We start from the raw sequence: 24,184 nt of genomic DNA, 5'->3' as shown, positions 1-24,184 counted from the left end.
GGCTCAGCCATGGAACTCTATACCTACTACCGTTCCACTTCGTCCTATCGGGTACGCATTGCACTGGCGCTCAAGGGCCTGGACTACCAGGCCTTGCCCGTCAACCTGATCGCCGCGCCGGGGGGCGAGCATCGCCAGCCGACCTACCTGGCGATCAATCCCCAGGGTCGAGTGCCGGTGCTGCGTACCGATGAGGGCGCGTTGCTGGTGCAGTCGCCAGCCATCATCGAATACTTGGAAGAGCGTTATCCCCAGGTGCCGCTGCTCAGCGCCGACCTGGCGGTGCGCGCCCACGAGCGTGGTGTCGCCGCGCTGATCGGTTGCGACATTCATCCCCTGCACAACGTCAGCGTGCTCAACAAGTTGCGACAGTGGGGGCACGATGAAGCGCAGGTGACGGAGTGGATCGGGCATTGGATCAGCCAGGGGGTGGCGGCGGTGGAGCAGTTGATTGGCGACGACGGCTATTGCTTCGGCGCGCTGCCGGGGTTGGCGGATGTGTACCTCATCCCGCAGCTGTACGCCGCCGAGCGGTTCAATGTTTCCTTGCAGGAATATCCGCGGATCCGGCGCGTGGCGGCACTGGCGGCTGGACATCCGGCGTTCCAACAGGCGCACCCGGCGAATCAGCCGGATACCCCTTGATCCCTCCTGTGGGAGCGAGCCTGCTCGCGATAGCGATTCCACTGCACATCAAAAATGTGCAGCCTCACGACAGCTCAATGCACCACCGAATTCGGCGGCAAATGCCCCAGCCTCTCCGTCAGTCGGATTCGCTGGATCGGATCGTCACTGAGCATCAACGCATGCTCCAGGTCGAAGCGTTCAGCGTTGGGGCAATCGAGTCGCTGATACAGGCTGGCGCGGGCCAGGTAGTCGGCGGCGCTGGCATTGCCCAGTTCCAGCACCCGTTCGGCGTCGATCAGGGCCGCGATGTAATCGTCGTTCGCCAGATGCAATTGACGCAGGTTGCGCGACAGGCGCTGCAGCATCTGCATCGGCTCGGCGTTGACCAGGTGCTCCGCCTTGAGCGACATGTTCGCGCCGTATTGGCGCTGCAGCAGTTCCCGGCAGTCATTAGGGTACAAGCGGCGGCCACCGCAGGGGTCGAGCAGGTGGTCGGCCCCGGGCACCTTCAACAGAAAATGTCCGGGGAAATTGACACCGACCATCGGAATTTCCAGGCCACGGGCCAGTTCCAGGGCAATCAGCCCGAGGGCCAGGGGTTGCCCGCGTTTGCGTGCCAGGACTTTGTCCAGCAACGCCGCTCGCGGTCGCAGGGGCGTGAAATCGTCCTGGGCGAAACCCAAGTCGTTGAGCCGTCGCAACAGGGGCTGGCCCAGTTCGCTGACAGGCAGCATCGGCAGGTCATGGCTGACCCGCTGTTGCAGCGCCTTGAAATCCTTCAGCAAGGCCGGAACGTCGACGTCGCGATCATGTTCGGCAGCGATCCACAACGCTGCTTCGAACAGCGCCGGTGGTGAGCGGTGCAGACAGTCAAAAAAGGCTTGGCGCGGTTTCATCGAACTCTCCGGGCTATGCTCCCGTTTTAGCCCTGCCATGGATTTTCGTCCAGTCTCGAACAGACACTGGCAGAAGTTATGCCGAAAAAGACTGACCACGCGGCCTACTTATTCCGGCGTGCTCCAGCAATTTTCGACTGCACGCCTATACTGGCGAAACAAACAAAAGTGATTCGGGAGCCTTACGATGTTTGCTCTCATGCAAAGCTCCCGCCTTGAATCGCTGCACCTAAGCGTAGACCCGACGACCGGGTTGAAGGCGGTGATTGCCATTCATTGCAGCCGTCCCGGGCCCGCCCTGGGGGGCTGTCGTTATCTTGCCTACCCCGACGACGAAAGTGCGGTGGCTGACGCCGTGCGCCTGGCCCAAGGCATGAGCTACAAGGCGGCGCTGGCCGGCTTGCCCGTGGGCGGCGGGGTAGCGGTGATCATGCGCCCGGCCCATGTCGAGAGTCGGGCGGCACTGTTCGAAGCCTTTGGTCGTTGTATCGAGCAATTGGACGGGCGCTACATCACGGCCATCGACAGCGGCACCTCGGTGGCCGACATGGATTGCATCGCCCAGCAGACCCGCCATGTCACCAGCACCACGGCCTCGGGAGACCCTGCGCCCCACGCGGCCATGGGCGTCTTTGCCGGCATCCGTGCCACCGCCATGGCTCGCCTGGGCAGCGATAACCTCGAGAGCCTGCGGGTGGCGATCCAGGGCCTGGGCAATGTCGGTTATGCCCTGGCCGAACAGTTGCACGCGGCGGGGGCCGAATTGCTGGTCAGCGACATCGACCCTGGCAAGGTGCAACTGGCCATGGAGCAACTGGGCGCCCATCCGATTGCCAACGACGCGCTGCTCAGCACCCCCTGCGACATCCTTGCCCCCTGCGGCCTGGGCGGGGTGCTCAACAGCCAAAGCGTGGCTCAACTGCGCTGCTCGGCGGTTGCCGGCTCGGCCCACAATCAGTTGAGCAACCTGCAAGTGGCCGATCAGTTGGAAAGACGTGGGATTCTTTATGCACCGGACTATGTGATCAACTCCGGCGGCCTGATCTATGTCGCTCTGAAACATCGCGGCGAAGAACTGCCGACGATCACCGCGCACTTGTCGAAGATCGGTGCCCGGCTCACGGAAGTCTTCGCCCACGCCCAGGCGGAAAAGCGCTCACCGGCCCGGGTGGCCGATGAGTTGGCGGAGCGTCTGCTGTACCGCTGAAAATCAAACCCTGGCAAGGGAGCAAGCCCCCTCCCCACAATGGCCCGCGTCTCACCGCATATCCAATTGTGGAAGCGAGCTTGCTCGCGATAGCGGTGTGACAGTCGATGAAGGTGTTGAATGTAGGGCCGCCATCGCGAGCAAGCTCGCTCCCACCGGTTTTTCTGGTGTTACAGACTGACCATTCCAGGCAGACACCACCCTGTGGCGAGGGAGCTTGCTCCCGCTCGGCGGCGCAGCCGTCGTAAAACCGGCTGACGCGGTCTGCCTGAATGATCCAATGGGGCCGCTTCGCAGCCCAGCGGGAGCAAGCTCCCTCGCCACGGTTTGTGCTCGCCCCTCCAGGCGCTTCTTGCGGCCCTTATCCTGCCATTACCTCAGCAGGTACACCGGAAAGCATTCGCACAAATGCATCACCCGGCGCCGGGTGTTATCCAGGCGTGCGGCGTTGTCCGGCTGTTCCAGCAGGTCGGCGATCAGGTTCGCCACTTCGGCACATTCCGCTTCACCGAAGCCGCGTGTGGTCAGCGCCGGGGTGCCGATGCGAATGCCGCTGGTGATTGCCGGTTTTTGCGGGTCATTGGGGATCGCGTTTTTGTTCAGGGTGATGTGGGCGCTTTCCAGCAGTGCCTCGGCGTCCTTGCCGGTGATGTTCATCGAGCGCAGGTCGAGCAGGAACATGTGGCAGTCGGTACCGCCGGACACCACCCGCAAGCCGCGTCGGGTCAGGACGTCGGCCATGACCCGGGCGTTGTCGATCACCCGCTGCTGGTAATGCTTGAACCCGTCGCCCAACGCTTCGTTGAAGGCCACGGCCTTGGCGGCGATGACATGCATCAGCGGACCGCCCTGGTACACCGGGAAAATCGTCTTGTCGAGCAGGGCGGCGTATTGCGCCTTGGCCAGGATCAGGCCGCCGCGTGGGCCGCGCAGGGTCTTGTGGGTGGTGGAGGTGATGAAATCGGCGATGCCCACCGGCGAGGGGTACACGCCGGCGGCGATCAGCCCGGCATAGTGCGCCATGTCCACCATCAGGTACGCGCCGATTTCATCGCAGATCTTGCGAAAGCGCTGGAAGTCGATGGTCCGCGAATAGGCCGAGGCCCCGGCAATGATCATCTTCGGCCGGTGTTCCCGGGCCAGGGCTTCCATTTCTTCGTAGTCGAGGGTTTCGGTTTCGGTGTCCAGGCCATAGGAAAAGGCCCGGTAGATTTTGCCGGAAAAATTCACCGAGGCGCCGTGGGTCAGGTGGCCGCCGTGGGCCAGGGACATGCCCAGGATCGTGTCGCCGGGTTCAAGCACCGCCAGGAAAACCGCCTGGTTGGCCTGGGAGCCGGAATGCGGCTGCACGTTGACATATTCGCAGTTGAACAGCTTGCGCGCCCGCTCGATGGCCAGGTTCTCGATTTCGTCGACGACCTTGCAACCGCCGTAGTAACGCTTGCCCGGATAGCCTTCGGCGTACTTGTTGGTGAGCACGGAGCCCTGGGCCTGGAGCACTTCTTCACTGACGTAGTTTTCCGAAGCGATCAGTTCCAGGTGGGTTTCCTGGCGGTTGCGCTCGCGGTCGATCAGGCGGGCGATGGTGGGGTCGAAATTTTGCAGGCTCATGGTGTGATTCCTTAGATAAGCGCTTCGGCCGGCGGCGCAGTCACGTGGTGCGGCAACACCCTTGGCTGGCTTTTGGACGAATCGGACAGAAAAATGGAGGTGTCCTTCAAACCGCTGCCGGTGATCAGGATCACGGCGGTTTGCGGAGTGTCGGAGTGTGTTTCCGCATACTTGAGCAGGCCGGCGAAGGCACTGGCGGCGCCGGCTTCCGGAAATACGCCGGTGCTGGCGGCCAATCGGGAGGCAGCGGCGACAATGCTCGGGTCGCTGACACAGATGAACTCGCCGCCGCTGGCGGTCACTGCGCGCATGGCCTTGAGGCGATCACGCGGCAGCGCCACGTTGATGCTGCTGGCCAGGCTGGTGGGCGGCAGGCGTTCGGTTTGCTGCATCGAGCGGTCGTAGCGCCAGGCGCGGTACATGAAATTGCTGTGCTCGGCCTGCACGCCGATCAGGCGCGGAATGCGTTCGATCCAGCCCAATTGCAGCAAGTCGAAAAAGCCTTTGTAGACCGAGCCCAGGATGCAGCCGTTGCCGACGGGCACGAACACCAGGTCCGGCACCTGCCAGTTGAGTTGTTCGCACATCTCGAAGGCGACCGTCTTCTTGCCTTCGCTCATGTACGAGTTGATCCCGGTCGTGCGGTTGTACCAGCCGTGTTTTTCGCAGGCGTTGAGGCATTGTTCGAAGGCTTCGTCGTATTGCCCGTCGACCAGGACGATCTCGGCGCCGTAGCCCTGCATCTGCGCGAGCTTTTCGCGGGGCGCGCTCTTGGGCAGGTAAATGACGTTGTGCAGGCCCAGGCTGGCGCTCATCCCGGCCAACGCCGAAGCCGCATTGCCGGTGCTGGCCACCGCCACGGTGCGCGCACCGGATTGCATGGCATGGGCCACCGCCAGGGCGCTGGCGCGATCCTTCAATGACCCGGTCGGTTGCCGTGATTCGTCTTTGACGAAGACCTTGATCCGGGCACCTTTGCCGAGCAATTCCGGGCGCGAGTACAGCGGCGTATTGCCCACCAGTAACGGTGGAATGAACTGCGTCGAGCTCAACGGCATCAAGCGGTCATAGCGCCACATGCCACGGGCGTGGTCATGGGCCAGGCTGTCCCGGGACCATTCGCGCTTGAGTGTCGGGTAATCGTAAAGCGCGTCCAGGGCACCATCGATCTTGCAATGAGGGCAGTAGTAGCTGACCTCATGGGGCTGGTAGCTTCGATCGCAAACCAGGCACTGCAATACATACTCTCTGTACGAATTTTTCATGGTCACCCTCTGAAAGTACGCTGTGCTGGTGCTTTCCTTGCCAACGTCGGTCCGGCTCACCGGACCGACGGGCACTCCGCTGACAGAAGGTGTTTCAGATCACCATGATGGCGTCGATGGCAACCAGGGTGTTGCGGGCCAGCGCGCTGGCGCCGGCGGTGGTGCGGGCCGGATAGGGTTTGGTGAAATACTCTTCCATGACGCGGTTGAGGGTCGGGAACTCACTCAAGTCAGTGATGAACGCCGTGACCTTGACCACGTTCGCCAGGGTGCCGCCTGCCGCTTCGGCCATTTGCACCAGGTTGTCGAGGGTCTGGCGCAGTTGGCCTTCGAAATCCTTGGCCAGCACTTCGTTGTTCAGCGCCGAGACCGGGGTCTGCGCCGACAGGTAGATGGTCTGCCCATGGCTGACCTTGATGCCCTGGGAATAGGTGCCCAGGGGCAGCGGCGCCTTGTCGGTGAAAATGACGTTCTCTTCGCCCAGGAAAGGTTTGGCGGCGGGCTGGATTTGAGCGGTGGTTTGCATGGTGACGTTCCTTGTTAAGTGGATGGGTTAGTGCAAATCGGCAACCTGCTTGACGGCCAGGCTGGAAAACGCTTCGTCGCGGCAACGGGCCGGGGAAAAGTGCTGGTAGTTGAGTTGCAGCGCCGCCAGGTCGGCCGGCAGGGCGATGCCCAGCGCCGCGTGGCTGCACAGGCGGGCAATCGCGGGTGCGGCCTGGATGCCGTAGCCGCCGAGGGCGGCGAGCCAGATAAAACTCTCTTGCTGCGGGTCCTGGCCGAGCACCGGCGAGCGGTCGGCGACGAAGGTGCGCAAGCCCGCCCATTTATTGATGATCGAGCGGGGACGCAGGCGCGTGGTGTTTTGCAGGCGATCCATGGTGATGGCCAGGTCGAGCTCTTCCGGCAACGCGTCGCAGGGCAACGACGGGCTTTCATCGCAGGGCGAGACAATCAGTCGCCCGGCTTCAGGCTTGATGAAAATGTCCTCGTCCACCGTGCCCAGGTAGGGCGTGTGGTGCACGTCGCACTGTGGATCGACCGCCAGCACGGTGCGCCGCAGCGGCCGGACACCGACCTTGGGCACGCCGCAGCGCTCGGCGAGCTCATCGGCCCAGGCACCGGCGGCGTTGACCACGATGGCGCTTTGCAGTTGCTGGCCGTCCCGGGTGTGCAAGCGCCAGTGCCCGTCGCGATATTCGCCACGCAGCACTTCGGTCTCACGCTTGACCACGCCACCGCGGGTACGCAGGCCACTGAGGTAGGCGCCATGAATGCCATGCACATCGAGGTCGAAGGCGCTGGGCTCGTAGATCCCGGCGCTCCAGGCGCCTTCGGCGAGGTAGGGGACCAGTTCCTGCACTTGCTTGTCGTCGAGCAACTCGGCGGTAGGCACTTGCTCCAGGACCGCGCTGAAACGCGCTTTGAGCTTGTCCACCCGTGCCGCCTGGGCCACGATCAGCGCGCCCCTTGGCGCCCACAGTGGGTGCTCGGCCAGGCCCTCGGGCGGGTTCTCGAAAAAGCGCCGGGACGCGCAGGTCAGTGAGCGGATCTGCTGGTTGCCGTAGCTTTCCATCGAGATCGCGGCCGAACGCCCGGTGGTGTGGTAGGCCAGTAGCTGTTCCTGTTCGAGCAGGCAGACGCTGCCATGGGCCGCCAGTTCATAAGCGACTGAGACGCCGGCGATGCCGCCACCGACCACGATGAAGTCATAACGAGCGGTCATGGTCGGCTGCCCTCGGCGATAACGGCAGCCTTGCTTTCCCGGGTGTAGGTCAGCACGAAGTGCGCGACGAGACCGAAGATCAGCCCCCAGAACGCGGCGGCCAGACCGAGGAAACTCATGCCCGAGGCCGTCACCAGGAAGGTGATCAGCGCGGCTTCCCGTTGCTTCTCATCCGCCATGGCACCGGTCAGCCCGGCACTGATCGCGCCAAACAAGGCGAGGCCGGCGAGGGAGGCGATCAATTCTTTCGGCAGCGCGGAAAACACCGAGGCCAGGGTCGCGCCGAAGGTGCCCATCAGGATGTAGAACACCCCGCAGGCAATCCCGGCCATGTAGCGCTTGTCGCGGTCCTCGTGGGCTTCGCGGCCGGTGCAGATCGCTGCGGTAATGGCCGCCAGGTTAAAACCGTGGGAACCGAACGGAGCCATCAGGACCGAGCCAATCGCGGTGACCGAAATGATCGAGCGCGCCGGCGTGTTGTAGCCCGAGGTGCGCAACACCGCCATGCCGGGCACGTACTGGCCGGTCAAGGTCACCAGCGCCAGAGGCAGGCCGATGTTGATGATTGCGTGCCAGCTCCATTGCGGTGCGATGAAGACCGGATGGGCCACGGCGATGGTGATCGAGCTGCTGTTGAGTTCACCGAACGAGGCGGCCACCGCGCAGCCGATGATCAGCACCGACAGAATGGCGTAGCGTGGCGAAAACCGCTTGAAGACCAGGTACGCGGCGATCATCGCCAACACCATCGCCGGTTGCAGCTTGATCGAGGTGAACAGTTCGGCGCCGAAGCGGAACAGGATGCCGGCGAGCATGGCGGCGGCAATGGCCTTGGGTAGACGGCTCATCAGCTTGTCGAATGCGCCGGACAAACCGACCACGGCGATGATCACCGATGCCACCACATAGGCACCGATGGCCTGGGGCAGGGTCACGGTGGGCAGCATCGATACCAGCAGCGCCGCCCCCGGTGTCGACCACGCGGTGATGACGGGGACACGCAGGCGCCAGCTCAGGAGCAGACCGGTAATCCCGCTGCCGATGGAAATGGCCCAGATCCACGAAGACACCACGTCGTTGGGCAGGTGCGCTTCCTTGGCTGCCTGGAACACGATGATGAGCGGGCCGGCGTAGGAAATGATCACGGCGATGAAGCCTGCGATGATCGCTGACAGGGATAGATCCTTTCTGAATGTGTCCATGATGTCTCGACTTGGCGCGGCAGGAGCGCGCAGTGGATGATTGAGTCGATTGCTTCGATTCGAGATCAGTGTATTTGAATGAATTGAGTTGATTCAATAGGCGGCAGGATTGTTACGAGATATTTTTCTGCTACTACGCATTGTTTTCATTGGTTTTAAAAATTAACTATTTGATTTTTATAGAGATATTTCGTTGTAAAAATTTCTTCATATCACCGCGCGAAACGATTCAATAATCGTATCAATCGACTCAATGCGTTGATTGTGTCGAATTATTAGTTGCCTAACCTCCATGTGATATGCTCGGATATTCATCATTTCTACGATGGGCAGTGATCATTCATGTGGGTTCCCCAGCTAAGCGAGTTCAGCCAGCCGATGTATCTGTCGATTGCCGATGCGTTGGCGCGCGATATCAATAACGGCGTACTGAACGAGGGCGATCGCCTGCCGACCTTGCGGGAGCTGGCGACCACGTTGAATGTCACGCCGGGCACCATCAGCCGGGCCTATAGCGAAGCCCATCGGCGTCGGCTGGTGCAGGGGGAAGTGGGGCGCGGCACTTATGTGCTCAACCAGAAGCAACTGGAGCTGCCGGCCAGTAACAGCGCGTCCGCGCCGCTGAACCTGGGGCAGTCCGAACTGCTCGACCTTTCGATCATCAAGCCCTACAGCGAGACCCTGGAGTACTGGTTGCGCGGCGCGCTGGTGGGCATGGCCAAAAGCACGGATTTCGCCCGCGCCCTGGATTACGCGCCGGATGGCGGTCACCCGGCCCATCGTGAGGCGGGGGCGCAGTGGTTGCGTCATTCACTGCCCGACGCGCAATGGCAGCAAGTGGTGATTACCGCCGGGGCCCAGCATGGCTTGATGGTCGCGATGAGCGCCCTGACCAACGCCGGCGACCTGGTGCTCTGCGAAGCGCTGTGCTATCCGGGCATCATTTCCCTGGCCCATGGCCTTGAGCGTCGCCTGCGTGGCGTGCCGATGGATGACGAAGGCATCATCCCCGAAGCCCTTCGCGAACTGTGCCTGCAAGAGAAGCCAGCGATGCTGGTCTGCGTGGCGACCTGCCAGAACCCGACGGCGGCGATCATGTCGCAGAAACGTCGGGCCCAGATCGCCGCGCTGGCCGAGGAGTTCGACTTCATCATCCTGGACGATGATATCTATGGCTTCCTGGCCACCGATCCGTCGATCAAGCCGTTGTCGGCTTTTGCGCCGGATCGTTCGGTGTATCTGACCAGTCTGTCGAAATCGGTCATGCCAGCGCTTCGTGTCGGTTATATCTACAGTCCGCCGAAACTGCTATCGCGCCTGACGTCGATGGTGCGCAGCAGCGTCTGGATGCCGTCGCCGTTGACCGCGCAATTGGCCAGCAATGTAATTACCGAAGGCCTGGACAAGAAACTGATCCGTATCCAGCGCAACGAGGCGGCGGGGCGACAAGCGATCGCCCGGGAAATCTTTGCCAATTTCGAGCTCAAGACCCAGCCGTATTCCTACCACGTCTGGTTGACGCTGCCCGAGCCCTGGACCAGCGACGAATTCACCATGCTCGCCCGGGCCAACGGTGTATTGGTGCTCAGCGGCACCCAGTTCCAGGCTGAGCGTTCAGGCACTACCCGGTGCGTGCGGCTGGTGTTGATGTCGCCCACCAGTCAGGACGAACTGCGCTTCGCCCTGACCAAGCTGGCGAGCTTGATCGATTCGGATCCGCGTCGTTATTACTAAAAAGATCGCAGCCTTCGGCAGCTCCTACACGGTGTATTCCATGTGGGAACTGCCGAAGGCTGCGATCTTTTTGGTTATTCGTCCGACGGGTTGAGCAGTTCGGACAAGGCGTCCGGCTGGCTCTTGAATGCCTTGGCGAACACATCGCGATTTTTCGCCATGTAGATCCCGGCTTCCTCGACCTGTTGCTCGCTCAGCGATGGAACGGCTTTTTGCAACACTTCGGCCAGCAATTCGGCGAGCTCCAGCATTTTGTCATGACGGTCAGCTTCGGCTTTATCCATGAACAAGCGCTCCAGATCTCGGCTGCTGCGGTATACCACTTCGACGGCCATTCACCACCTCACATGCCTTCACATTGGTTTGTCTTTGCGACTACTGTATTTATATACAGGCAAAAGGATAAGCGAATCCTCTTGCTTTGGATAGTGGCTTTTTAATGTAGACCGATTTCGGCATGTGAGCGCGAAGCTTGTAGGTGCAAAGCTTGCGGGGCAGAGCTTGTGTGGGAGCAAAGCTTGCTCGCGATCAGGCCGCATGAAGCTCCCCAACGTGTCGAATACCAGCCTATCGCCATCTCACCTCGGTCGCTGGCCTTTTTTCTGCATGCAGAACAACCGTCACGTCCAACCCGCATCATCCGGTCGAACCGACCTAAGGAAACTACATCGTGAAAATCAACTGGGCCGAGAACCTGCGCCAGAACGTCCATCAACTGGCCGAGTCCCTGGGAAACCTGTTCGTCGAGACCTTCCACTACCTGGCGCTGTTCGCCATCGGTGCGGTGACCGCGTGGGCCGCGGTGATGGAGTTCCTGCAGATGCTCGAGGCGGGGCACATCAAGATCGATGACATCCTGCTGCTGTTCATCTACCTGGAATTGGGGGCGATGGTCGGGATCTACTTCAAGACCAACCACATGCCGGTGCGATTCCTGATCTATGTGGCGATCACCGCGCTGACGCGGCTGCTGATTTCCAACGTTTCCCACCACAGCCCGCCCGACCTGGGGATCATCTACCTGTGCGGTGGCATCCTGTTGCTGGCGTTTTCGATCCTGGTCGTGCGCTACGCTTCGTCGCAATTCCCCTCGGTGAAGATCGAGCACCCGCACCGCAAGGTCGGCGCGGGTTCCAGCGAGCATGCCGAAGTGGAGAAAGGCGAGATCTAGATCCCGGCGGCCGAGGGCGCTGTCCCCTGTGCGTGTGGTGGTGGCAGCTTGATGTTGTCACCGCCGGTCATGGCTTCGAGGATGGCCACGGCGCTGTGGCCCTGTTCGATGGCGATCCCGAACTGAATGCTCTGCACCAGGCGCTTGAGCCGCTCCGGGTCGTTGCGCTGCTGGGCGCTGATCATGCGTTTGGCGACGATGCGTCCGCTCTTGGACAGGGTCAGCATGATGCTGCCATCCAGGCCCTGAATACTCAGGTTGATCTGATAATGCGGCGCAAAGGCGTCGGTAATGATCTGAAAAGGGTTGTCCATGATGCGTCACCGCCTGATTGAACGTGCAGTTGTTGACCGGCCGTGATCGGGATTAGTTCGCAACACCGGACCATCGGCCATTCCATGATCGTGTTCAGCTCAAGATTCCTGGACCAGGCAGGCCTCACCAATCAAAAGATTGCAGCCTGCGGCAGCTCCTACGGGAAGTTAGCAAGGGGCATGCCGGAAAAAACGTCGGACAATGATCCCGGCGCCCAAGCGCTGAACGCTCTGGAATGCGGCTGCCCGTTTCGGGGCAATAACGTGCGGATGTTCGTCGACGGTGCAGGAAGGGAGGCGATTTGCGCAGGGGGAGCAGGGCGGGGCAACTCCCGACATTAACAGCGCTTTTGCCCGTTGTCTGGCTTTATTTGCGTATGAATATTTATCTTTTTTTAGGGCTTGAATTGTTCTTCCGCCAGCCCGACTCTGTATTCAAGGGGCCGCTGCGCTAACGTCGACGGCCCCCGGCGAGCTAGCTGAAATAAGGGATGAACTATGCAAATCCAAGTCAACAGCGATAACCATATTCAAAGCAGCATCCGACTGGAGGAGTGGGTACGTACTACCATCGAAAGCACGCTCGAACGTTATGAAGAGGACCTGACACGGGTCGAGGTTCATTTGCGGGACGAGAACGGCGACAAGCCCGGTCCCCATGACCTGCGTTGCCAGCTTGAAGCACGGCCAAAGGGCCACCAGCCAATTTCCGTGACCCACAAGGCCGACTCGCTGGAACTGGCGATCGAAGGCGCCGCCACCAAACTTGAAAGTGCCCTGGAGCATTTGTTCGGCAAACTACGCGGCAAGCGCGCCGCCACCAAAGGCCCGACCGACTCGATTGCCCTGGCTGATGCCATGCTGGAAGAAGAGTTCCTGGAGAACGAACGGGCCGCACTCAACGGCTAAACTCGATCACTTAAACGACTCACCGAAAACGGGCCTGCAATCGCAGGCCCGTCTTGTTTCAGTGATCCACCGGGACCTCGAATCAGAACGCCAACGACGTTTGCACATACAACGTGCGTGGCTCACCGACATACTTGCCCCGGTTGTTGTCATCGAACGAACGGGTGAAGTACTGGGTATTGAAGATGTTCTTCACGCCCACCGCCACGTTCAGGTCCGACAGTTGCGGGCCGAAATCATAGGCGGCGCGGCTGCTGAACAGCATGTAGCCGGGGATATTGCCAGTACTGCCGTCGGCGCTTTCAGCCCGGGTGTTGGCGTTGTCGGCAAACTGCGCGCTCTGGTAGGTGCTGTCCAGGTTCAACTTCCAAGGCCCGTCCGTGTAGCCGACGCCCAGCGTGCCTTTGTGCTTCGAGGAGAATGGCACACGGTTGCCTTTGTTCGGTCCGTCTTCGCGAATGGTGGCGTCGACGAAGGCATACGTGGCATAGACGTCGAAGCCGGCCAGCGCCGGGCTCAGGCCATCGAGGGCGTAGTTGAGGCTGGTTTCGATGCCCTGGTGGCGGGTCTCGCCTCGGGCGATCACCGAATCGTTGGTCTGGTTACTTTCGTACTGGTTGTCAAAGTTGATCAGGAACGCGCCGATTTCCGCCCGCAGGTTGCCATTGTCATAGCGGGTGCCCAGTTCCCAGGTGCGGGCTTTTTCCGGTTTCACTTCGCCGCTGCTGACACGGTTGGGCATCTGGCTGTATTGCACGCTGCCGAACGAACCTTCGGTATTGGCATACAGATTCCACTCGTCGGTCAGGTGATAGAGCACGTTCAATGCCGGCAAGGCGGTGTTGTAGTCACCCTTGTATTTCACATCCGTCAGGTTGTTGGTCTGCTGCGATTCGATCATTTCGTAGCGAACGCCCGGCGTGATGGTCCATTTGCCGATATCGATCCGATCATCGATGAAAAACGCGTTGGCCTCAGTGCCGCCACGGGTATCCCGGTCGTTGCGGCTGGACGTGGTCGGCAATTCGTTGCTGGCGATGGGCGTGCGATAACGCAGTTCATGGCCGGCCTCGTTGATGTAGCGGTAACCGACGCCGACCTCATGGCTGGTCGGGCCAAGGTCGAAGCCTTGGGCGAAACGGGTTTCCAGGCCGCGTACCCAATATTCGCGAGGCGACAGGGACAGGAAGGAGCCCTGGTCCAGGTAGCCGCTGCGCAAGGTCTTGGTGAAAAACGTACTGGCGGTGAATTCTCGGCGGTCCTGCTGGTAGCGGTAGCCGACATTGACCAGGGTGCGACGCCCCCAGAACCGGTCGTTCGGCCGGGTGGACTGGTAAGGGTCGGCGTCGTAGTCGGCCACATTCAGGCCGCCGGGCATGTCGGCTTCGCCTTCGTAATACTGGGCCATGGCATTGAAACTGTTGGCGTCGTCCAGCTGATAGTTGCCCTTGAGGATCAGGTCGTCGATTTGTGTGTCGCTGTGTTCGCGCCAGTCGCCGCCGCGGGTGCCGGAATACAGCAGGGCGCCGCCCAGGCCGTTGTCGGCGGTGCCGCCAGCCAGCAGATTGGAGGAGGTCTTGAAGCCGTCATGGCTGGAGGACGGGCTCGTCTCGGTCTGGAAGCCGCCCTTTACCGTGGGGGCATCGGGAATCGCCCGCGTCACGAAGTTGACCACGCCGCCGACGTTCTGCGGGCCATAGCGCACCGCGCCGCCGCCACGCACGACATCCACCGCGTCCATGTTGCCCATGCTGACCGGCGCGAACGAGAGCTGCGGTTGGCCGTAAGGTGCGAAAGGCACCGGGATGCCGTCCATCAGCACCGTGGAGCGTGAGGCCAGGCGTGGGTTGAGCCCGCGGATACCGAAGTTCAGCGCCATGTCATGGCTGCCGGTGCCGTTGTTTTCCGGTGCGTTGACGCCGGGGATGCGATTGAGCACGTCCCGGGCCTGGGTCGCGCCCTGGCGTTCGAATTCCTCACGACGGATGACATCTCGGGCACCGGGGTGTTCGAAGACGTTGGCTTGGGCTGCATCGCCGAGCCAGTCACCGACCACGGTGGTGGTGCCGATGTCCAGCGCGGTGCTGGTGGTCGGTTGCAGGCTGAAGGCGTTGTTTCCCTCGGGCTGGGCTTGCAGGCCGGTGCCTTCGAGCAACGCGTTCAGCCCTTGTTCCGGGCTGTAGCTGCCTTCCAGGCCACGACTCTGCAGGCCTGCGGTTGTCTGCGAGCCGAAGGAAATCAACACCCCGGCCTCGCGTCCGAACTGATTGAGGGCATTTTCCAATGATGACGGCGCGATGTGATAGGCCTTGGCCTCTGCCGCGTGCACGGGAGGCAGTGCGGCGAAACTCAAGCTGGCCCCCAGGAGCAATTGGCGCAAGGTACGGGCGAGCGGGGTGAGACGGGTGGGTTGCTGCGGCATGGATGAGAATCCCGAGAAGGTTGTATCGAAGTGGCTTTCCTTCTCTGTCACCCGAGGCGGGGAAAACGGCTCACTGTCGGATCATTTTTTTTCAGGCCGGACGGTCATGGTTCAAGCGCGCGCCTCGACCGAGACCCAATAGCGGGTGAAGCGACGTACTTTTACCGGCAGGGTGACCTCCAGCAGATCGAGGATTCGTTCGCTGTTGTCCAGCGGATAGGTTCCGGAGATCAGAAGATTGGCGACCGCCTCGTCGCAGTGCAATTGGCCGCGTCGGTAGCGGCCGAGCTCGTCGAGAAAATCTGCCAGGCGCATATGCGCGGCCACCAGCATGCCCTCCGTCCAGGCACCACTGTTGGTGTCCAGCGCCGTGACGGCCCCGGTGCCGTTGATGCCAAGGGCCACTTGCCGCGATGCCGTCAGCAACAGAGCCGGGCTGTGTCGACTATTAATGTCCACTTGGCCTTCAAACACCGCCACCTGGGTATGGTCCGGATACTCGCGGACGTTGAACCGGGCGTTGCGGCTGTCCAGCAGGCCATGGGCAGTCAGCACTTGCAGGGGCCTCGGGTCCTGGGCGGTGGTCAACAACAGCTCTCCCTCCAGCAGGCGGATCAAGCGGCGTTGAGCATCGAAGCGAACGTCTACCGCGCTGCCGGTGTTGAGCTGCAACTGACTGCCGTCATCCAGCGTCAGGCGTCGCTGCTCGCCCACCGGGCTGCGAAAGTCGGCCATCAATGGCGGCAGCAATTGGCGTTCACGCAGGCCCCAGGTCAACGCTGAGCCGGCGCCAAGCACCAGCAATATCTTCAGCGCCCGACGCCGCGCCGCAGACTTCGGTGCATTGAGGGCCGCATGGGCCAACGGCGGGGACACGCTGCGCAGCCTTTGATTGACCCGCTGGATATGTTCCCAGGCCCGGCGATGTTCGCTGTGAGCATCGAGCCACTGTTTCCAGGCTTGCTGCTGGCGGGTATCGAGTGGGCCTTGCTGCATTTCCAAAAGCCAATGCACGGCCTGCTCGGCCACTTGCGCGCTGACGCCAGGCGCGCCGTTCATCGGTGGGGTCATAAGGCGAAGTAGCAGCGCATCGCTGCCCTGTTCAGATGACGCTTGACCGTTGCCAGCGAGATCCCCAGTTCATGGGCGATTTCGTTGTAGGTCAGGCCGTCGACCTGGGCCAGCAGAAACGCTTGCTTGACCGCGCGCGGCAACCCATCGAGCAGTTGGTCCAGTTCCATCAGGGTCTGCAGGATGATTGCCCGCTCTTCCTCCGATGGCGCTACTTGCTCCGGCAGTTGGGCGAGGGCGTCGAGGTAGGCGCGCTCAAGGTCTTGGCGGCGGTAATGATTGGACAAGACGCGCTTGGCAATGGTCGTGAGAAACGCACGGGGTTCCAGGACCGGCTGCGGATCACGCGCGGTCAATACACGCATGAACGTGTCCTGGGCCAGGTCGGCGGCACTGTCGGGGCAACCGAGTTTTCTTCGCAACCAGCCGTTGAGCCAACGGTGATGGGCGTTGTAGAGCACTTCGACGGTGTGTGCAGGCGGCAACGAGGAACATCCCGACAGCGGTGAGCTGTGCTAGAGAACAAGAATTGTTCGCATTGTAGGGGCGCAGTGATGGCTACGGCAATCGGGATGAGTGCCTGGTTGTTTCATTTGGTCAAGGTACGGTGGCGGCTAGCCCAAGAACGCCTGTCGATATTCCCTGGGGCTCGCCCCCAAGGCTTGGCGAAAGCGGTTGGTGAAATGACTGGCGCTGGCAAATCCGCAGGCCAGCGCTACGTCGCCCAACGGTCGTGAAGTGCTGCGCAACAAGTGCCGTGCGCAGGTCAAGCGCCGAGCCAGTACATATTGATGGGGTGGCAGTCCGAAACTTTCGCGAAACATCCGAGCGAAGTGATACTCGGACAACGCACACAGCGCCGCCAATTGCCCAAGGCTGATGGCTTCGGCCAGATGGCTGTCGATGTAGTCCACCAGCAATCGCCGCTGATGGGCAGCCAAGCCGCCCTTGAGGCGAAGGCCCTGGCGCTGGCCGACCTGGCTGAGCAGCAAGTGGTTGAGCAGGTCATGGGCCAGACTGGTGGTCAGCAGGCGTTCACCGGGTTCGTCCCAGTTCAGCGCGATCAACTGGTGGAAGCGCTGGGCCTGTTGCGGGTCGTCGAGGAACGTTTCCTCGTGCAGTTGCACTTGCCGGGGCTCGCGGTCCAGCAGGGTGATGCAGCCAAGGGCGAATTGTTCAGCGCTGAAATACAGGTGGGCAAGACGAATGTCGCCGTTGATGACCCAGGCTGATTCATGGCCGGCGGGCAGTACGCAGAGTTTGCCTGGGCCCCCCGTGGTGCCGGGCCGCTCGCGGCGAAACGTGCCGGTGCCACCGGCGATGTAGCAGGACAACGTATGGTGAGTCGGCCCCTCGTAGTCCTGGGCGTCGTGATGATTGCTCCACAAAGCGGCCGCCAAGCCGTCACCGAGCTCGGCGCTGTGCTCGAGACGAGCATTCGGCGAGCTGTTGAGGGCTTGAAAGACTTGCAGGGTTTGCAGTGTGGACATGATCGGTTCTCCAACGCTTGCATCCTACTCCGTAGGCCGTCCCCTGCCAGCCCATCGCTCGTAAAAACCGCAAGTTTACGCAAGCGACGAGCAAGCATCGGCGTGACACTGGAGGCCATTGCCAGGAGTCATCGTCATGAACCTCTCGTTGTACCTGCTTACCGTGCTCATCTGGGGCACCACATGGATTGCCCTGAAATTGCAATTGGGTGTGGTCGCCATCCCTGTTTCGATCGTTTATCGCTTCGGCCTGGCGGCGTTGATCCTGTTCGCGATGCTCCTGCTCAGTCGCCGCTTGCAGGTGATGAACCGGCGCGGTCACTTGATCTGCGTCGCCCAGGGCCTGTGCCTGTTTTGCATCAACTTCATGTGTTTCCTGACCGCCAGCCAGTGGATCCCCAGCGGATTGGTCGCCGTGGTGTTCTCGACCGCCACCCTCTGGAATGCCTTGAATGCCCGGGTGTTCTTCGGCCAGCGGATTGCCCGTAACGTGTTGTTGGGCGGCGCCTTGGGGCTATTCGGGCTGGCGTTGTTGTTCTGGCCGGAGTTGGCCGGTCACCGCGCAAGCCCTCAAACCTTGCTCGGGTTGGCATTGGCGCTGCTGGGGACGTTGTGTTTCTCGGCGGGCAACATGCTGTCGAGCCTGCAACAGAAGGCCGGCCTCAAGCCGCTGACCACTAATGCCTGGGGCATGGCCTATGGCGCGGCGATGTTGGCGGTGTGGTGTGCGTTCCAAGGCATCCCGTTCGACATGGAATGGAACACGCGTTACATCGGCTCGTTGTTGTACCTGGTGATTCCGGGTTCGGTGATCGGCTTTACCGCCTACCTGACGCTGGTGGGGCGCATGGGGCCGGAGCGGGCGGCATATTGCACCGTGCTGTTCCCGGTGGTGGCGTTGAACGTCTCGGCGTTTGTCGAGGGTTACCAGTGGACGGCGCCGGCATTGGTGGGGTTGGTGCTGGTGATGCTGGGCAACGTGCTGGTGTTCCGCAAGCCCCGGCCAGTGGCCGCGAACGTCGCGCTGGGTGCTCGCTGAGACACATCCTCTGGCGATTCCTGTGGCGAGGGAGCTTGCTCCCGCTGGGTTGCGCCCGTAGGAGCTGTCGAGTGCAACGAGGCTGCGATCTTTCCACTGCCCATTGAATCGAGAGCGAAAGATCAAGATCAAAAGATCGCAGCCTTCGGCAGCTCCTACACGCAGCCCAGCGGGAGCAAGCTCCCTCGCCACAATGTGTTCTATTTCCAGACTTGGGGGTTGACCAGGTTCTTCGGTCGCTCGCCCAACAAGGCACTGCGCAAGTTATCCACAGCAAGATTGGCCATGGCCTCACGGGTCTCATGGGTGGCGGAGCCGATATGTGGCAAGGTCACGGCATTTTTCAGTTGGAACAACGGCGACTCGGCCAACGGCTCCTTCTCGTAGACATCCAGCCCGGCGCCGCGGATGCGGCCGTTCTGCAAGGCCTCGATCAGCGCAGGCTCATCCACCACCGGGCCACGGGAAATGTTGACCAGGATGGCGCTCGGCTTCATCAGCTCCAGTTCACGCTGGCCGATCAGATGGCGGGTCTTCTCGCTCAACGGCACCACAAGGCAGACGAAGTCGGCTTCGGCCAGCAACTGGTCCAGTTCGCGGAATTGGGCGCCCAACTGGTTTTCCAGCTCGGTCTTGCGGCTGTTGCCGCTGTACAGGATCGGCATGTTGAACCCCAACCGCCCACGCCGGGCAACGGCCGCGCCGATGTTGCCCATGCCGACGATGCCCAGGGTCTTGCCGTGCACATCACTGCCGAACAGTTGCGGGCCGACGGTCGCCTGCCATTGCCCGGCCTTGGTCCAGGCGTCCAGTTCGGCCACGCGCCGGGCGCTGCTCATGAGCAGGGTGAAGGCCAGATCGGCGGTGCTTTCGGTGAGCACGTCCGGGGTGTTGGTCAGCATGATCCCGCGCTCATTGAAGTACGCCAGGTCGTAGTTGTCGTAGCCCACCGACACGCTGGAAACCACTTGCAGGTTCGTGGCGTTCTGCAGTGGCTCGCGGCCGAGCTTGCGACCGACACCGATCAGCCCGTGGACGTGAGGCAAGGCTTCGTTGAACTGCGCGTTGATGTCGCCGTTCGACGGGTTGGGGACGATCACCTCGAAGTCCTGGCGCAGGCGTTCGATCATGGGAGGCGTGATACGGCTGAAGGCAAGGACGGTTTTTTTCATCGTGCAAGGCTCATCTGCGGAGAAGATACCAAGCACGCTAACATTCCTGGCGCGGGTTAGGCGAGGGGGGAAAGCGACTGAACGCAGCAAATCCCTTGTGGGAGCGAGCCTGCTCGCGATGGCATTGCATCAGTTACATAGCGTTGGCTGACAGACCGCTATCGCGAGCAGGCTCGCTCCCACAGAGGTCTATTTCATCACTCAGGTATCTATGCGGCCCGCAGGGAAATAAAGGCGTAGTTGACCGGTGCCTCGGTGACCACGCTTGCGCCACTGGCCGTTACCTGGCTGGCAACGTCATCACCGGACAGATGGAACTGCCATTCGCCAGCCTCTGGGTCCAACGGCTGCGAGCGGGCCTGATCAATAGCCGCGGCAAACGCCGCCATGTTCGGCAGGTAGGCCGTGAATCCGTCGCCCTTCAACGCCGTCGTGTGGATACCCAACGACACGCAGATGCGTGCCTTGATCGCGATTTCTTCACGATCGGCCTGGCGTGAACGCTCGATCAACCGGGCCAGTTCCTGGTCCACCAGTTCACCGCCGACGATCAACTGCGGCCCTGTTTCCCACGATTCCGGTGGGCAATCCTTGGTGGCGGGATTGAGCGGGATGTGCGGGTTGATTTCCATCGGGTAGATGCGGCAAACCAGAGGCCTGCGCTCGTAGATGCGGCACAGGTTCTCGGCGTCCAGGTTATGGCAAGGGCCGGGGTTATAAGCGGCGAAGGTGATTGCCACGAGCGCCTGGCTCGTGCCGCTGCGGACCACCGCCGAACGGCGTTCGGCATGTTCGCGCTGCGCCACCGGAAGGCCGAGGCCATTGGGCAGGAAGGCCTCGACCAGGACAATCACCTGGCCACCGTCATTCGCCCACATTCTGGCTTCGTCGAGCGTCAGGGGAACATGATGACCGGTGCAGCATTTACCGCACCCTACGCAGGAAAACGTTGTGTTCATTGATCGACCGAAGGCAAAAGGCTGAAAGCGGCGACAGAAAAACGCCGCGATGAGCCGTGCAAAGCAAGTTATGCGCCATTCATCGAGGGGTGTCGGTGGGGCGAACCGAGTCCCATTCGGTGACGAAGGCGGTCTTGGTTTTCTTGCGGTAGAGGCATAGCTCGGTGCCCGTCGCCCCTTTCATGTGCTTCTGCGGGTACTGGCCTTGCAGCAACAGCGCGGTGTAGCCCACCCGGTCGTCGAATTGCGCAGCCGTGCCGATGGGTTCGGGGTCTTTGAGGCCGCTGGCCTTGAGGCAACTGGCGAGTACTTTCTTGTCGTAGGCGGCCCAGGCGTCAGGGCTCGAAGCCTGAGCCTGAAAGGCCATGGCGGCAGTGAGGCCGAGGAGCATCAGCGCAGGGATTTTCATCGACAATGTCCTTGTTCAGGGAAACAGGACAGGAGTATGCCTGAGGTCGGGCCAGGGTTGAGAGGCCGCGAAGATCGCAGCCTCCTTGAGCATGGCCCGCATTGACGCGGACGAGTTTCAGCGACCTTGTTCGGCGACGGCCTTGGCCGCGGTGATCAGGCACTTGGTCAATTCGGGTGACGAGAACTTGGTGAGCACCCCGTTTGCACCGGCTAGTCGCGCTTTCTCACTGTTCATGGCGCTGTCGAGCGAGGTGTGCAGCAACACGTAGAGGTGCGCGAAGTCCGGCGTCTCGCGCAGGGTCCGGGTGAGGGCGTAGCCGTCCATTTCCGACATTTCGATATCGGAAACGATCAGGTTGATCTCCTGCGCAGTACCCTGCAGTTCCAGCAGACAATCGATGGCTTCCTTGGCGCTGCGGGCGGTGTGGCATTGCAGACCCAGGTTGCGCAGTGTGTGCACCGATTGCTGCAGTGCGACCTGACTGTCATCGACCACCAGGATCCGGGCGTTGCCCAGGACCTCGGCGTCTTCCATGCTCAGTTCGGTCGGCGCGGTTTCGATCTGCGCCGGTGCGATGCCGTGGATGACCTTTTCGATATCCAATACTTGCACCAGCGTGCCGTCCACCGAGGTCACGCCGGTGATGAACGCACGTACGCCGCCGGAGCCGTAGGGCGGCGGTTTGATGTCGGTGGTCAGGCAATGCACGATCTTGCTCACCGCCTGCACATGCAGGCCCTGTTTGGATCGGCTCACGTCGGTGACGATCAGGCAGCCGCCGTCCGGGTCTTCCAGCGGCCGCTCGCCAATGGCGCGGCTCAGGTCGATCACTGACAACGACGTCCCGCGCAGGGTGGCGATGCCTTTGACGTGCGGATGGGACTCCGGCAGTTTGGTCAACGGCGGGCAGGGAATGATCTCACTGACCTTGAGCAGGTTGATCGCCATCAGCTTGCCGCTGCGCAAGGTAAACAGCAGAAGCGAAAGTGAATCTGCGCGGGCTTTGTTGGAAGACATAAAAACCTTCTGTGGAAAAAGGTGGGGCGAGCATGAAGGTCGCCAGAACAGCTTGTGATATTGGGTTATCGACTTGTCGGGGGCAGGCTTTAGGGCGAAAGCCTGTCGATAGCATGGATCGTTGTAACAAGATTCTTGTGCGGGATAGCTTTTGTGGCGAGGGAGCTTGCTCCCGCTCGGCTCTGTAGGAGCTGGCGAAGCCTGCGATCTTTTGATCTTGATCTTTCGCTTGCGACTCAATTGCCAGTGGAAAGATCGCAGCCTCGTTGCACTCGACAGCTCCTACACAGCTCCTACGGCGCAGCCCAGCGGGAGCAAGCTCCCTCGCCACCAACCACTATTTCAGGCCAAGCCGTTTGGCCATCCGCCCCAGGTTCGCTCGGTCCAGCCCCAGCTCCCGGGCGGCGCTGGCCCAGTTGTGCTGGTGACGCTCCAGGCAGGCGGCGATCAAATTGCGTTGAAACGCGTCCACCGCTTCGCGCAAATCCCCCGTCACGCCTGGTACGACCGGTGCCGGGTTGGGGGATGACGGTTCGGCGTTATCCACAGGGGCGTGGGGCAAATCCAGGTCCTGGGCGCTGAGGCTGAGGATTTTCGGGCGCGCCGGGTGACGACCCAAGGCCTTCAGGGCGCTGCGACCGATCAGGTGTTCCAGTTCGCGTACGTTGCCCGGCCAGTCGTAGGCCAGCAGTGCGGCCTGGGCGTCGCCGGTCAGGCGCAGGCTGCCCAGGCCCATGCGCGAACGATTCTGTTCGAGGAAGAAGCCGCTGAGCAGCAGCACATCCCGTCCGCGCTCACGCAGCGCCGGCACCTGCAACGGATACACGCTCAAGCGATGGTAGAAATCGGCCCGATAACGGCCGTTGCGCACTTCTTCGGCGAGGTCGCGATTAGTCGCCGCGATCAGGCGCACATCGACCCGGTGTTCCTTGTCCGAGCCCAGGCGTTGCAGTTGACCGCTTTGCAACACCCGCAGCAACTTGGCCTGGACGGTCAGGGACAGTTCACCCACTTCGTCGAGGAACAAGGTGCCGCCGTCGGCCAGTTCGAACTTGCCGCGCCGGTCGTTCGTGGCCCCGGTGAAGGCGCCTCGTACGTGGCCGAAGAGTTCACTTTCCACCAGCGTATCCGGCAGGGCGGCGCAGTTGAGGCTGATCAGCGGCTGGCCGGCGCGTTTTGATGCGGCGTGGATGGCCTGGGCGACCAGCTCCTTGCCCACGCCGGTTTCGCCGGTGATCAATACCGTCAGGTCGCTGCCGCCCACCAGCGTGATTTCTTCCACCAGACGCTTGTGGGCCTTGCTCTGGCCGACCATGTCGCGATGTTGCTGGCCGCTGGCCTGGCGATAGACCTCGGCGCGGCGATGCTCGTCCTCGGCCTTCAAGGCCAGGCGCTCGATGCGTTCGGCGGCGCTGACCGTGGCGGCGGCGAGGCTGGCGAAGGCTTGCAGGGCACTGAGGTCGATGGGTTCGAAGCGCTCCGGATCCAGCGAATCCAGGGTCAGCAGACCCCAAGGGCGCTCGTCGACGAACAGCGGGCAGCCCATGCAATCGTGGACCTCCAAGTGCTCAGCCAGCCCCTCGACCAGCCCGTCGTACGGATCGGGCAGGCCACTGTCGGCGGCGAAGCGGGTCGGGTTCGGGTTGGCCAATAGCGCTTCGAAGCGCGGGTGTTCGCTGACTCGGAATCGCCGGCCCAGTGTATCGGCGCTCAAGCCATCCACGGCGAGCGGTACCAGGCAGTCGCCATCCAGGCGCAGCAGCGCCGCCGCATCGCAGGGCAGTAGGGTGCGCAAGGTGCCGAGCAGGCGCCGATAACGTTCGCCTTCAGGCAGTTCGCGGGACAGGTCGGCCACCAGTGGCAGCAGGGAGGTCAGCAGGGCAGTTGCGGTCATAATGACTCCATGTAGTCGTAACGACTATAAAGTGGGTCGTGTCGAT

Annotated in this window: 23 protein-coding genes; 6 read left to right on the top strand and 17 right to left on the bottom strand. The window is 61.7% G+C overall.

Features of this window, described 5'->3' with window-relative positions:
• Nucleotides 1-9: 9 nt before the first annotated feature.
• A complete protein-coding gene (gene maiA / locus AD659_RS22085) occupies nucleotides 10-645 on the top strand; it encodes a maleylacetoacetate isomerase (RefSeq protein ID WP_053125082.1) in 636 nt (211 codons plus the stop codon).
• 74 nt (nucleotides 646-719) lie between these two features.
• Here the strand turns inward: maiA and AD659_RS22080 are convergent, their stop codons facing one another.
• A complete protein-coding gene (locus AD659_RS22080) occupies nucleotides 720-1,523 on the bottom strand; it encodes a SirB1 family protein (protein WP_053125080.1) in 804 nt (267 codons plus the stop codon).
• Nucleotides 1,524-1,710: 187 nt separating this feature from the next.
• On the opposite strand from AD659_RS22080, the gene AD659_RS22075 reads away from it, so the two are divergent.
• A complete protein-coding gene (locus AD659_RS22075; protein WP_053125078.1) occupies nucleotides 1,711-2,730 on the top strand; it encodes a Glu/Leu/Phe/Val dehydrogenase family protein in 1,020 nt (339 codons plus the stop codon).
• A 372-nt stretch (nucleotides 2,731-3,102) separates the two neighbouring features.
• Here AD659_RS22075 and glyA read toward each other — a convergent pair whose 3' ends face one another.
• From glyA to AD659_RS22050, 5 genes are all read right to left on the bottom strand, one after another.
• Nucleotides 3,103-4,341, bottom strand: a complete 1,239-nt coding sequence (gene glyA / locus AD659_RS22070; RefSeq protein ID WP_053125076.1) for a serine hydroxymethyltransferase — start codon at nucleotides 4,339-4,341, stop codon at nucleotides 3,103-3,105.
• Nucleotides 4,342-4,352: 11 nt separating this feature from the next.
• Nucleotides 4,353-5,606, bottom strand: a complete 1,254-nt coding sequence (gene thrC / locus AD659_RS22065; RefSeq protein ID WP_053125075.1) for a threonine synthase — start codon at nucleotides 5,604-5,606, stop codon at nucleotides 4,353-4,355.
• A 94-nt stretch (nucleotides 5,607-5,700) separates the two neighbouring features.
• A complete protein-coding gene (locus AD659_RS22060; RefSeq protein WP_003205417.1) occupies nucleotides 5,701-6,132 on the bottom strand; it encodes a Rid family detoxifying hydrolase in 432 nt (143 codons plus the stop codon).
• 27 nt (nucleotides 6,133-6,159) lie between these two features.
• On the bottom strand, nucleotides 6,160-7,332 hold the full coding sequence (locus AD659_RS22055) for an NAD(P)/FAD-dependent oxidoreductase (protein WP_053125073.1): 1,173 nt from the start codon (nucleotides 7,330-7,332) through the stop codon (nucleotides 6,160-6,162).
• A complete protein-coding gene (locus AD659_RS22050; RefSeq protein WP_053125071.1) occupies nucleotides 7,329-8,534 on the bottom strand; it encodes a benzoate/H(+) symporter BenE family transporter in 1,206 nt (401 codons plus the stop codon). The genes AD659_RS22055 and AD659_RS22050 overlap by 4 nt, the downstream gene beginning before the upstream one ends.
• A 342-nt stretch (nucleotides 8,535-8,876) precedes the next feature.
• On the opposite strand from AD659_RS22050, the gene AD659_RS22045 reads away from it, so the two are divergent.
• Nucleotides 8,877-10,268 (top strand): aminotransferase-like domain-containing protein, encoded by a 1,392-nt coding sequence (locus AD659_RS22045; RefSeq protein ID WP_053125069.1) that lies wholly within the window; start codon nucleotides 8,877-8,879, stop codon nucleotides 10,266-10,268.
• Between the two features lie 74 nt (nucleotides 10,269-10,342).
• Here AD659_RS22045 and AD659_RS22040 read toward each other — a convergent pair whose 3' ends face one another.
• Complete coding sequence (locus AD659_RS22040) at nucleotides 10,343-10,603, bottom strand: YebG family protein (protein WP_003205410.1); 261 nt, start codon at nucleotides 10,601-10,603, stop codon at nucleotides 10,343-10,345.
• 335 nt (nucleotides 10,604-10,938) lie between these two features.
• Here AD659_RS22040 and AD659_RS22035 point away from each other — a divergent pair, with 335 nt between their 5' ends.
• A complete protein-coding gene (locus AD659_RS22035; RefSeq protein WP_053125067.1) occupies nucleotides 10,939-11,439 on the top strand; it encodes a phosphate-starvation-inducible protein PsiE in 501 nt (166 codons plus the stop codon).
• Here the strand turns inward: AD659_RS22035 and AD659_RS22030 are convergent.
• Nucleotides 11,436-11,753 carry a DUF3509 domain-containing protein gene (locus tag AD659_RS22030; RefSeq protein ID WP_053125065.1) on the bottom strand — a complete coding sequence of 106 codons (318 nt, stop codon included), beginning with the start codon at nucleotides 11,751-11,753 and terminating at the stop codon, nucleotides 11,436-11,438. The genes AD659_RS22035 and AD659_RS22030 overlap by 4 nt on opposite strands.
• 498 nt (nucleotides 11,754-12,251) lie before the next feature.
• Between AD659_RS22030 and AD659_RS22025 the strand changes: the two genes are divergently transcribed.
• On the top strand, nucleotides 12,252-12,662 hold the full coding sequence (locus AD659_RS22025) for an HPF/RaiA family ribosome-associated protein (protein WP_053125063.1): 411 nt from the start codon (nucleotides 12,252-12,254) through the stop codon (nucleotides 12,660-12,662).
• 82 nt (nucleotides 12,663-12,744) lie between these two features.
• Here the strand turns inward: AD659_RS22025 and fecA are convergent, their stop codons facing one another.
• From fecA to AD659_RS22005, 4 genes are all read right to left on the bottom strand, one after another.
• Entirely contained in the window at nucleotides 12,745-15,084 is a 2,340-nt protein-coding gene (gene fecA, locus AD659_RS22020) for a TonB-dependent Fe(3+) dicitrate receptor FecA (RefSeq protein ID WP_053125061.1), read from the bottom strand.
• 111 nt (nucleotides 15,085-15,195) lie between these two features.
• Complete coding sequence (locus AD659_RS22015) at nucleotides 15,196-16,143, bottom strand: FecR domain-containing protein (protein ID WP_173667200.1); 948 nt, start codon at nucleotides 16,141-16,143, stop codon at nucleotides 15,196-15,198.
• An 8-nt stretch (nucleotides 16,144-16,151) separates the two neighbouring features.
• Nucleotides 16,152-16,640, bottom strand: coding sequence for a sigma-70 family RNA polymerase sigma factor (locus AD659_RS22010; protein WP_053125057.1), 489 nt, complete (start codon nucleotides 16,638-16,640; stop codon nucleotides 16,152-16,154).
• Nucleotides 16,641-16,769: 129 nt separating this feature from the next.
• A complete protein-coding gene (locus tag AD659_RS22005) occupies nucleotides 16,770-17,645 on the bottom strand; it encodes a helix-turn-helix domain-containing protein (protein WP_053125055.1) in 876 nt (291 codons plus the stop codon).
• Between the two features lie 136 nt (nucleotides 17,646-17,781).
• On the opposite strand from AD659_RS22005, the gene AD659_RS22000 reads away from it, so the two are divergent.
• Nucleotides 17,782-18,684, top strand: coding sequence for a DMT family transporter (locus AD659_RS22000; RefSeq protein ID WP_053125053.1), 903 nt, complete (start codon nucleotides 17,782-17,784; stop codon nucleotides 18,682-18,684).
• Nucleotides 18,685-18,884: 200 nt separating this feature from the next.
• Here the strand turns inward: AD659_RS22000 and AD659_RS21995 are convergent, their stop codons facing one another.
• The 5 genes from AD659_RS21995 to norR form a co-directional block, all read right to left on the bottom strand.
• On the bottom strand, nucleotides 18,885-19,856 hold the full coding sequence (locus AD659_RS21995) for a 2-hydroxyacid dehydrogenase (RefSeq protein ID WP_053125051.1): 972 nt from the start codon (nucleotides 19,854-19,856) through the stop codon (nucleotides 18,885-18,887).
• 209 nt (nucleotides 19,857-20,065) lie between these two features.
• Complete coding sequence (locus AD659_RS21990; protein ID WP_053125049.1) at nucleotides 20,066-20,815, bottom strand: YkgJ family cysteine cluster protein; 750 nt, start codon at nucleotides 20,813-20,815, stop codon at nucleotides 20,066-20,068.
• A gap of 79 nt (nucleotides 20,816-20,894) precedes the next feature.
• Complete coding sequence (locus AD659_RS21985; protein ID WP_053125047.1) at nucleotides 20,895-21,224, bottom strand: hypothetical protein; 330 nt, start codon at nucleotides 21,222-21,224, stop codon at nucleotides 20,895-20,897.
• A 117-nt stretch (nucleotides 21,225-21,341) separates the two neighbouring features.
• Nucleotides 21,342-22,244 (bottom strand): chemotaxis protein CheV, encoded by a 903-nt coding sequence (locus AD659_RS21980; RefSeq protein ID WP_030139917.1) that lies wholly within the window; start codon nucleotides 22,242-22,244, stop codon nucleotides 21,342-21,344.
• Nucleotides 22,245-22,581: 337 nt separating this feature from the next.
• Nucleotides 22,582-24,138, bottom strand: coding sequence for a nitric oxide reductase transcriptional regulator NorR (gene norR, locus AD659_RS21975; RefSeq protein WP_053125044.1), 1,557 nt, complete (start codon nucleotides 24,136-24,138; stop codon nucleotides 22,582-22,584).
• Between the last annotated feature and the right edge of the window lie 46 nt (nucleotides 24,139-24,184).

The organism is Pseudomonas thivervalensis (assembly GCF_001269655.1).
Classification (GTDB): Bacteria; Pseudomonadota; Gammaproteobacteria; order Pseudomonadales; family Pseudomonadaceae; genus Aquipseudomonas; species Aquipseudomonas thivervalensis.
Note: the sequence above shows the minus strand (reverse complement) of the source record. Positions and strands in the feature narration are given on the sequence as shown.